Source organism: Pseudomonas sp. MPDS, from assembly GCF_013283895.1.
In the GTDB taxonomy this organism is placed as follows: domain Bacteria; phylum Pseudomonadota; class Gammaproteobacteria; order Pseudomonadales; family Pseudomonadaceae; genus Aquipseudomonas; species Aquipseudomonas rhizophila.
This window is the reverse complement of sequence record NZ_CP054128.1, coordinates 3,211,205-3,221,062: the sequence shown is the minus strand read 5'-3', so window position 1 is coordinate 3,221,062 and position 9,858 is coordinate 3,211,205. Positions and strand designations below refer to the sequence as shown.

Annotated in this window: 11 protein-coding genes; 1 reads left to right on the top strand and 10 read right to left on the bottom strand. The window is 63.7% G+C overall.

Annotated elements, in window-relative coordinates; translation table 11 throughout:
- Window positions 1–16: 16 nt before the first annotated feature.
- The 8 genes from HQ912_RS14160 to norR form a co-directional block, all read right to left on the bottom strand.
- Window positions 17–406 carry a putative zinc-binding protein gene (locus HQ912_RS14160; RefSeq protein WP_076384509.1) on the bottom strand — a complete coding sequence of 130 codons (390 nt, stop codon included), beginning with the start codon at window positions 404–406 and terminating at the stop codon, window positions 17–19.
- Entirely contained in the window at window positions 406–876 is a 471-nt protein-coding gene (locus tag HQ912_RS14155; protein ID WP_047225850.1) for an SCP2 domain-containing protein, read from the bottom strand. The genes HQ912_RS14160 and HQ912_RS14155 overlap by 1 nt, the downstream gene beginning before the upstream one ends.
- Complete coding sequence (locus HQ912_RS14150) at window positions 870–1,760, bottom strand: U32 family peptidase (RefSeq protein ID WP_047225849.1); 891 nt, start codon at window positions 1,758–1,760, stop codon at window positions 870–872. Before HQ912_RS14150 ends, HQ912_RS14155 begins: the two co-directional genes overlap by 7 nt.
- A gap of 10 nt (window positions 1,761–1,770) precedes the next feature.
- Window positions 1,771–2,766, bottom strand: coding sequence for a peptidase U32 family protein (locus HQ912_RS14145; RefSeq protein ID WP_047225848.1), 996 nt, complete (start codon window positions 2,764–2,766; stop codon window positions 1,771–1,773).
- Window positions 2,767–2,847: 81 nt separating this feature from the next.
- The gene (gene glp / locus HQ912_RS14140) at window positions 2,848–4,095 is read right to left on the bottom strand and encodes a gephyrin-like molybdotransferase Glp (protein ID WP_047225847.1); all 1,248 of its coding nucleotides are present in this window, start codon (window positions 4,093–4,095) and stop codon (window positions 2,848–2,850) included.
- A complete protein-coding gene (gene moaB / locus HQ912_RS14135) occupies window positions 4,092–4,646 on the bottom strand; it encodes a molybdenum cofactor biosynthesis protein B (RefSeq protein WP_047225846.1) in 555 nt (184 codons plus the stop codon). Before moaB ends, glp begins: the two co-directional genes overlap by 4 nt.
- A gap of 89 nt (window positions 4,647–4,735) precedes the next feature.
- Complete coding sequence (gene pdxH / locus HQ912_RS14130) at window positions 4,736–5,383, bottom strand: pyridoxamine 5'-phosphate oxidase (protein WP_047225881.1); 648 nt, start codon at window positions 5,381–5,383, stop codon at window positions 4,736–4,738.
- Between the two features lie 198 nt (window positions 5,384–5,581).
- Window positions 5,582–7,114 (bottom strand): nitric oxide reductase transcriptional regulator NorR, encoded by a 1,533-nt coding sequence (norR, locus tag HQ912_RS14125; protein WP_047225845.1) that lies wholly within the window; start codon window positions 7,112–7,114, stop codon window positions 5,582–5,584.
- A gap of 159 nt (window positions 7,115–7,273) precedes the next feature.
- Between norR and ytfE the strand changes: the two genes are divergently transcribed.
- Entirely contained in the window at window positions 7,274–7,948 is a 675-nt protein-coding gene (gene ytfE, locus HQ912_RS14120) for an iron-sulfur cluster repair protein YtfE (RefSeq protein ID WP_047225844.1), read from the top strand.
- A 139-nt stretch (window positions 7,949–8,087) separates the two neighbouring features.
- Here the strand turns inward: ytfE and HQ912_RS14115 are convergent, their stop codons facing one another.
- Window positions 8,088–8,528 (bottom strand): hypothetical protein, encoded by a 441-nt coding sequence (locus tag HQ912_RS14115; protein ID WP_173406919.1) that lies wholly within the window; start codon window positions 8,526–8,528, stop codon window positions 8,088–8,090.
- A gap of 13 nt (window positions 8,529–8,541) precedes the next feature.
- Window positions 8,542–9,732, bottom strand: coding sequence for an NnrS family protein (locus tag HQ912_RS14110; protein WP_173406918.1), 1,191 nt, complete (start codon window positions 9,730–9,732; stop codon window positions 8,542–8,544).
- Between the last annotated feature and the right edge of the window lie 126 nt (window positions 9,733–9,858).

Below are 9,858 nucleotides of genomic sequence, written 5' to 3'. Positions count from 1 at the left end.
TCCCCTCGCCACAGGCTCAGCCAGACTCACTATCTGCTGTGTCATTTTCAACGATCATCGGTATCAACCGCTCAAACAACGCGTCCCCCTCCTCTTGCGTGCAATCGACGCCGAAACGCTTGCGCCAGCCCAACTGGCTCAAAATCACATGCACATCCGCTTCCAGATCATGCTGCTGCAAACACGCCTGGACGCACTGCAACGGACAACCGTCCAGCGCGATGATCCGCCGCCCCGAGCGCGCTTTGTTGACCAGTGCCGGCACATGCCCGCCGACCCCGACGATGCAGGACATCTCGGCCAGGCCGGCGCGGTCCAGGCGCAGGGCGACGGTGTTGGCCAGTTGCGCCACGTTGGAACAACCGGAACAGGAGTACACCAGGGGCAGTGAGCCTGGAGCTTTCATCAGGCCGCCGCCAATCCCTTGCCCGCCCGTTCCAGATTGCGCCATAACCAGGGCGGCAAGACCTCCGGGTCGAGGCTGTCGATCAGGTTCTTCAGCGCCAGCCCCAATTCGGTGTCGCCCTCAATCACCAGGCGTCGCCGGAAGAACAACGTGTCGGGATCTTCCTGCCGACTGGCGAGCAAGAGAAATTCACGCCAGTTGCCGCTGATGCTGACCTGGGCTTCGGCTTGTTCGGCAATGCGCAGTCCATCCCGCGACAGCGTCAGGTACCAGCACAACTTCAGGTCCGGCACCCGCAGGCATAGCCAACGCCCGCGCAACACCTCGAACCCGCCATCGCGCAGCGGCTCGGCCAGGCAACGGTTGAGCGCCTGCTGCAACGCCAGGCGCTGTACGACAAACGGCACCTTGCCCACCAGCGGCAGCACCCGGTCAGCGCCTTTGAGCAACCATTTTTTTCGACTCAGCACAGGCCCGCCTCCTCAACTTTCAACATACCGGCATGACCGTGCCAATAGCCGTTGCAACCGGCCACAAACAGCGGTGGTGCCTCGCCCTGGCGAACGTTGTCGAAGGACCTGACCACCTCGGCCATGCCCTGGGCGCGCGGGCTCAGACGCAGCACGTCGGCGCCACTGGCCATCAGCGCGGGGTAATCGGCCAACAGATTGGTCACCTCACCGGACATCGTCTGAATGCCATTGAGGGTGAACAGTTGCTGGCCCTCCTGACTGCTCAACGCCAGGCCGTCGGGATAGTTGATGCAACAGAACTGACAGTCGTCCTTGGGCCGGTTTTCGGCCCGGGCGGTGAAGCAGCGTGCCGAATAAGCCAGGGGCAAGTGGCCGTAGGCAAAAATCTCCACCTCGGGGACCTCGCGTTCCATTTCCCGCACCTGCTCCAGCACATCGCCGATCAGCGCCGCCGAGCATTCCACAGGTGGTACCCAGCGAATCATGCCGCTGTCGAGCAATTGCCCCAGGGCATGGCCGTTGTACAGGTTCAACGCCGGGCCGCCCACGAAAGGCAACTTGCGTTCAGCGAGAAACTGCACCGCGCCCATGTCATTGGCTTCCACCAACAATTGGCCGTTGTCACACAGCCGACGCAAGGACGACAGCTCCGAGGCCGCTTCGATCAGCGTCAGGCTCGACAACACAATCTGTGCCTGGCTGCACGCTTGCAGTTCGCGCCCCAGGCCCAGCCATTGATCCAGGGAGAATGCCCGGCGCTTTGAGCACACGGTTTCCCCCAGGTAAATCACATCCAGCGGCAAGGCCGACATCTCGGCGTAGAAATTCCCCAGTTGCGCTTTGTCCCAGTAAAACAGGACCGGTCCCAGGCTGAGTTTCATCTGGCCTCCCTCATTGCCATGATCGATGGTAAGCGCCCAGGGTGGTCTGGCTGCCTTCCGACAAACCGGCCAACACCTGGCGCCATTCTTCCCGCACCCGGAATCGTTGCGGCGCAGCCCGGTGGGCATCCAGTGCGGCGCGCCAGACCCGGGTCACTTGTTCAACGTAGGCCGGGCTGCGCTGGCGGCCCTCGATCTTCACTGCCTCGACGCCGATGGCCGCCAGCTCCGGCAGCAGGTCCAGGGTGTCGAGGCTGGTGGGTTCTTCCAGGGCATGGAAGCGCTTGCCGCCGACCAGGAAGCGGCCCTTGCACAGGGTCGGGTAACCGGCCGGCTCGTCAGGGGTGTAGCGATCGATCAGCACCTCGCTCAAGCGTGCGCTCAGGCCGTCGGCGTCTTCGCTCCAGCGCACTGCCTTGGCCGGTGAGCACACGCCGCACAGGTTCGGCGACTCACCGGTGATGTAAGAGGACAAGTGACAACGGCCCTCGGCCATGATGCACAGGCTGCCGAAACCGAAGACTTCGATCGGCACTGGGCTCGCTGCTGCTACCTGCCGCACCTGGGCCAGGGACAGCACCCGTGGCAGCACCGCACGCCGAATGCCGTAGCGCTCGGCGTAAAAAGCCAGCGCCGCGGCATGGGTCGCCGAACCTTGTACCGAAAGATGCAGGGCCAGTTGTGGGTGGCGCTGGCTGGCGTAGCCGAGCACCCCGGGGTCGGCGGCGATCAGGGCGTCGACGCCCAGATCGGCGGCGCGATCCACCGCGCGCTGCCAACGCTCCCAGCCCTTGGGTTGTGGGTAGGTGTTGACCGCCACATAGAGTTTGCGTTGGTGCTGGCGGATGTGCGCGACCGCCGCGTCGAACTGTTTGTCGTCCATGTTCAGCCCGGCGAAATGCCGGGCGTTGGTGTCATCGCGAAAGCCGACATAGACGGCATCGGCGCCTTGGCGCACCGCCGCTTTGAGGGCAGGCAGATTCCCTGCCGGGCAAACCAGTTGCATGGGGCATCCTCATGAGAAAACTCGGAGCGCCGCCAGTCTAGTCAGCTCATCGGCGGCGACCTTGACGACAATCAATTGCCGTTAATGCATCAGGCTCGCGAACGGCAAGTACATCACCTTGTCGAGCATGCGCACGTGCGCCTGGCACTCGACCACGGCCAGACCGTCGGCCCAGCATGCGGCAGCCAACATGGCCGAACTTTGCTGGGGATGCAGCTCGACACACAGCGAACCATCGGCACCGGGGACCAGTTTCGCCCGCAGGTACTGCCGCCGCCGGTTGGGCTTTGGCCAGTCAAACCCGGCCGGCAACTGCAATGAGATAGGCAATACTTCGTCCATGCCTTGGGCCCGGAACAGGAACGGGCGCACGACAATCAATGCGGTAATCAGCGCCGCCGATGGGTTACCTGGCAAACCGATCCAGGGTTTGCCGGCGACTTCGCCAAAGGCCAGCGGTTTGCCCGGCTGGATTGCCAGGCGCCACAGGTCAACGCTGCCCAGCGCTTCGATGGCTTGTTTGAGGTGATCCTCCTCGCCCACCGAAACGCCGCCGGAGGTCAGCAGCACATCACACTCGGCCGCCGCCAGGCTCAAGGCCTGGCGACTGGCGAGCAGCTTGTCGGGCATGGCGCCGTAGTCATGCACCTCCATGCCCCAGCCGCGCAGCAGTGCCGCGAGGCTATGGCGATTGCTGTTGTAGATCTGCCCCGGCGCCAATGCTTCGCCCGGTTCGCGCAGTTCATCGCCGCTGCTGAGCAGACCGACCTGCAACGGCCGATAGACCTCCATTCGCGCAATCCCGGCACCGGCCAGCAACCCCAGCTCCTGGGCCCGCAAGCGCTTGCCGGCACGAAGCAACAGGTCTCCTCGGCGCACTTCCTCGCCTTCCTTGCGCACATGGTCGCCGTCATTGACCGGTGGCAACCAGACCCGCTCACCTGCTACCCGACAGCTTTCCTGGGGCACCACGGTGTCTGCCCCCGGCGGCAGCGGCGCGCCCGTGAAAATCCGTACGGCCTGCCCGGGCTGCAGCGGATTATTGGATGCCTGTCCGGCGGCAATGCGCCCGGCCAGGGTCAGATAACCTCCGGCGGCTGGCAGGTCAGCGGCCCGCAGGGCATAACCGTCCATGGCGCTGTTGTCCCACGCAGGCAAGTTCATGGGGCTGCGGATGTCTGTCGCCAGCACCCGGCCCAGGGCCTGGTCCAGCGCCACCCGTTGCACCGGAGGCGGCAGCGGTGCCTGATCCAGCAGGTAGCGGATGGCTTCATCCACCGGCATCAGCGCGCCGCTCTCACAGACGCTGCCACACGCGCCGCTGCTCATGAGCGCGTCCCGCAAGGCTCAACGACAACGCCGGGCTGCGGCTTGAGATGGGGAGTGAAGTTGCACGGGCCGGTGCGGCTGTCCAGTTGACCGACCAGGATCTGTTCCCAACCGGTGCGACACGCGCCCGGCGAACCCGGCAGGCAGCACACCAATACGCCGTTGCTCATACCCGCCAATGCCCGTGATTGCAGGCTGGACATGCCGATCTCTGCCAGTGACACCTGCCGGAACAGTTCGCCGAACCCGTCCACCTGCTTGTCCAGCAGCGGCAGCACCGCCTGGGGGGTGTTATCGCGGGGGGTAAAACCGGTGCCGCCGGTCATCAGCACCACTTGCACTTCAGGGGCGGCGATCCACTGCGAGACCTGGGCGCGGATCTGGTAGATATCGTCCTTCACCAGCCCACGGTCGATCAGCACATGCCCGGCGGTTTGCAGCAGATCGGCGAGGGTTTGCCCGGAGGTATCGGTTTCGAAGCTACGGGTATCGCTGATGGTCAGCACCGCAATATTCAGCGGTTGAAAGTGGCGTTGCGTCAGATGGGCCATGGTCAGCCGTCCTTTAAAAAAAAGATGGCCCAGCCTGAACCGCAATCGGGGCCGGGCCTATTCCCCGATAGAGGTACCTCCCTCGGCGTTTACGGTGCCAGTCGGCTACGCTGCCAGGCGCCTTCTTGCAGGCGGTAGTCGAGGCGATCGTGCAGACGGTCGGCGCGGCCTTGCCAGAACTCCAGCCGTTCAGGCCTCAGGCAGTAGCCGCCCCAGTGTTCGGGACGCGGCACTGGCTGATTGATAAACCGCCGTTCGGTCTGCGTCAGCAACGCCTCAAGGGCGGCCCGATCCTCCAGCTCACGGCTTTGCGGCGAGGCCCAGGCACCAAGACGACTGGCCAGGGGGCGGGAAATGAAATAGGCATCCGATAGCCCGGAATCGAGCTTGTGGACCTGCCCTTCAACCCGCACTTGCCGTTCCAGCCCCGGCCAGAAAAACGTCATGGCCGCCCACGGATTGATCGCCAGGTCCCGTCCCTTGCCACTGTCGTAGTTGCCGAAAAATGTGAAACCTTCATCGCTGAACCCCTTGAGCAGCAGCACCCGACAGTGCGGCCGGCCCTGCTCGTCCACGGTCGCCAGGGTCATGCTGTTGGCTTCCACCGGCGGGCTTTCGGTGTCGCGGGCTTGTTGCATCCATAATCCGAACAGAACCATCGGATCGTCCGGTGCCTGGGCTTCATCCAACCCGTCCAGGGTGTACTGACGACGCATTTTGGCCAGGGAAAGGGGCATGACGATGATCTCCACGATGGATTTGCTCCAGTGTGGGTTCTGTCGCGAGGGCAGGCCTTGATCGTTGTCAATGGCGGATCTTGTGTTGAACGTGCCGATGCCATCGCGAGCAGGCTCGCTCCCACATTGGGCCTATGGAGTTCCCTGTGGGAGCGAGCCTGCTCGCGATGAAGACGACTCGGTCTAATAGGTCGCCGGCTACTTGAGCCCCAACCGCCGCGCCAGTTTATGCAGGTTGCTCGGGTCGACCTCCAGCAGCCGCGCCGCACCGGCCCAGTTCTGCCCGCAATGCTCCAGGGCCTTGAGGATCGCCTGGCGCTGGCAAGTGTCGACAGCTTCATTCAGCGGCTGGAACGGTACATCGGCGACCTCTGGAGACTGTTCAAGTGTCGCGTGGGTCGTGGATCCGCTGGCACTGACGTCCAGGTCCAGCACCTGCGGCTCCAGGGTCATGATCAGGCTGCGACTGGCCCCGCGGCTGAGTTGCTTCAACGCCGCGCGACTGATCACGTGCTCCAGCTCCCGCACATTGCCCGGCCAGGAGTACGCCAGCAGCGCCTGTTCAGCGGCCGGTGACAGGCGCAAGCCGCGCAAGCCCAGGCGCGTGCGGTTCAACTCGAGGAAATGCCCGGCGAGCATCAGCACATCGCTACCGCGTTCGCGCAACGGCGGGATCGGCACCGGGTAGACCGAGAGCCGGTGATACAGGTCGGCGCGAAATAGCCCATCGCGAATGCTGTCCGGCAGGTGGCGGTTGGTGGCGGCGATGATCCGCACATCGACGTGCAGCGGCTTGTCAGCACCCAGGCGCTGGATCTCGCCGTTTTGCAGGGTGCGCAGCAACTTGGCCTGCACGCTCAACGGCAATTCACCCACCTCGTCGAGAAACAACGTGCCGCCATTGGCCGCGTCGAAACGCCCAGCGCGGTCAGTCGTAGCGCCGGAGAATGCCCCTTTGACGTGGCCGAACAGTTCGCTTTCGGCCAGGGACTCGGGCAAGGCTGCGCAATTGACCTGCACCAGCGGCTTGTGACTGCGCCGGGACAAGCGATGCAAACGACGCGCAAACAACTCCTTGCCGACACCGGTTTCTCCCAGCAGCAGCACCGGCAGTTCGGAGTCGGCCAATACGTCCAGCTCGTTGAGCAGTTGATCCAGCACCTCGCTGCGCCCAAGGATCTCGCCCTCCTCGGCCGGCCGACGGACATCCGGCAGATCACTGCGCGAGGCGCGCAGGCTGCGGTTTTCCTGCTCGAGCCGGGTCACCCGCACCGCCGCTTCGATCTGCAAGGTGCACCGTTTGAGTTCTTCCCTTGCGCGGCTGTCGAAGGTGCCAGCATGCAGCGCATCCAGGGTGATCGCGCCCCAGAGCCGCCCTTCCACGTACAGGCTCACGCCCATGCAGTCGTGCACCGGCAGCGGTTCGCCGACGTGGTTATCGAGCAAGCCGTCATAAGGGTCGGGCAAGCGGCTGTCGGGCTCAAACCAGGTAGGTTCGCGCGACGCCATGATCGCCGCCAGACGCGGATGCTGGGCGATCACGAACCGACGGCCGAGCGCTTCATGCACCAGGCCTACGGTGGCGACGGGCCTGAGGCTGTCATCGTCCAGGCGCAACAAGCCTACGGCGCCACTGTTGAAGTATTCGCGCAGGGTCTGTACCAGGCGTTGCAATCGAACGGCATTGGGCAACTCGACGATCAGGTCGGCGGCCAGGCTTTCACGCAGCATGGTAGTGATTACCCTCCAGGGTTCGTTTGACCCCTTGCAGCCAGGGTGAGAATCACCCTGGTAAATATTTATCCGTTAATTTTCAGGCAGTTAATTCTGGCACGTCGGCTGCAAAGTTCGCTCATCTGTCCCTCCCGGGATTCAACCCAAGGAAACATGATGAGCCTCGATCTGCTGGAACAAAGCCTCGGCCAATTGGCCTGCGACATTCCCGGTGCCACCCGTACCTTCCATCACTACAACCTCGACTTCTGTTGTGGCGGGCAAAAATCCTTGCGCGAAGCAGCGCTGGGCAAGGGCCTGAACCCACTGCTGATCGCCGATGCCCTGCGCACCCTGCAGGCCGCTGGGGAACTGGGCCATGACTGGCGCGACGAACCCCAGGCGCTGTTGATCGCCCACATCCTGGAACGCTACCACGCCCGTCACCGCGAACAGCTGCCGGAATTGATCCGTCTGGCCCGCCGCGTCGAGATGGTCCATGGCGCCCGGGCCAGTTGCCCCGTCGGCCTGGCCGATCACTTGCAGGACATGTATCAGGAACTCGAAGGCCACATGCTCAAGGAGGAGCAGGTGCTGTTCCCGATGCTGCAACAGGGCCTGGGTGATCGGGCCTCGGCCCCCATCCAGGTACTGCGCTACGAACACGACCAGCACGGTGAAGCGCTGGAAACCATGCTTGCCCTGACCGACCAGATCACCCCGCCCTCCGATGCCTGCAACACCTGGCGCGCCCTGTATCGCGGGCTGGTGGAGTTTCGTGATGACCTGATGCAGCACATCCATCTGGAAAACAATGTGTTGTTCGTCAATGCGATGAAACCCGTTCGCTGACTCTCAAACATTGCCATTACCCCTGTGGGAGCAAAGCTTGCTCGCGATAGCGCTGGATCAGTCAACATTGATACCGACTGACATTGCGCCATCACGAGCAAGCTTTGCTCCCACAGCCGTTTGTGGCTCTCATTCCTGCTCAAAACTGCCAATAGAACATCGCCTTGGCCAACACCACAATCAGCACCATGTGTCCCAGGATACTGCGACGCAGCCAGCAGGCGCGGTCCGGGGTCAGCCGCCCGCTCTTGAGCCAGTACGCCAGCCACAAATAATGGCCGATGATGCTCAAGGCCAGGAGGATCTTCAGGCTCAGCAACAGGCCGAAGCTGTTGCTCAAAGGTTGGCTCAATGCACCGCGATGCTGCCAGGCCAGCGCGATGCCGGCGCTGTAAAGCACCAGCACCACCCCGTGCAACACCTGCCGCGAACGCTTGGCGATAGCCGGGTCGGCGGCGTCCTTGACGCCTTCGGCCAAAGGCCTGCGGGCGGCATGCCAGATAAAAACCTCGAAAAACAACGTGCCGATAAAAGCGATAGCCGCCAATAGATGAATGACTAGCAAAACCCCATACATCATCGATCCCCTCGGCTCATCCTGGATGCCCATCCACGCGGGCCTGCAACAGCATCGGCCCATAACGCCAGGCGTAGAGTCCAAATGCCAGGGTCCAGCACAGCCCCGCCAGCCACAGCGCGGCCAACGGGAACAGCAGCACCAGCAGCACTCGGCTCAGGCATGCCAGGTTCAGCAGGACGAACGCCAGGGTCATGCCGGCCGGCGGTTCCAAGGCTCGCCCGGTATGGCCCAGGCTGACGCGGGCGATCATCGCCAGGATCAACCCGGCCATGGCGCCGATGGACAAGCTGTGCACCGCCAGGCTCGGGTTCAGCGCGACGCCGAAATGCCACAGCGCCATGCCCAGGCAAGCCAGCGCCAGCCAGGCGTAGGCCAGGTGCAGCGACCACAGCAGCGGCACCCGCCACAAATCCCGATCATGCCAGCGCACCAGTCGCACCCCGTGCCCCACCGCCAGCGCGGCGAACAACAGGCCGACCCAGAGGCTGGTCGACAGCGCCGGGCCGAAGGCATACAGCAGCGCCACCAGTGCCGACCCCGCCAGTAACAGACGATCGAGCCACGGCCAGGGGGCAACGCCTTCTACCCGGCCCAGACCGCGCTGGGTAAAGAAAGGAATCACCCGCCCGCCGATCAGCCCCATCATCGCCGCCACCAGCCATAGGCCGGTGAGCACGCTTTGGCGCTGCAAGCCCTCGTCATGTTGCACCAGAGCGTATACGGATAACCCATCAGCGGCGGCCAACAGCAGCAAGACCAGCACAATCGGGTAATTGCGCTTCTGCCGTACGCGCCACAACGTAATGCCCATCAACGCCGCAACCGCCAGGGCGAAACCCAGCTCCAGCACCGTCAGCAATGGCCAGGGCGCATCTGCCAGCCAGGCCAGTCGCGCGCCCAGCCATAACAGCGCCAGCGCCGTCAGACGTTTGCCACTGAGCCCCGGAGTACCTGTCCAGGTCTGCACCGCCGTCAACAAGAACCCGGCGATGATTGCCAGGCCGAAGCCGAACAGCAGTTCATGACGGTGCCAGGCCAACCAGCCGCCGGCCGGTTGCCAGGCCGACAGCCTTCCAGTAAACGCCGCCAGCCACAACGGTATGGCCAACAATGCAAGCACACACCCGGCCAGGAAGAACGGCCGAAACGCCAGCCGCCACAACGGCAGGATGGCCATGGCCTTGCGACGGTCAAGCACTTGCATACACCACTCCTTTACCTCAGCGCGGGACGGGCCAGCGGTGAGGGGTCAACAATCAGGGTTCGAATGATCAGCTATCGGCACCGGCGGGCCTTGTCTCAGATCAAGCCAGCCTGCCTCACCCAGGTA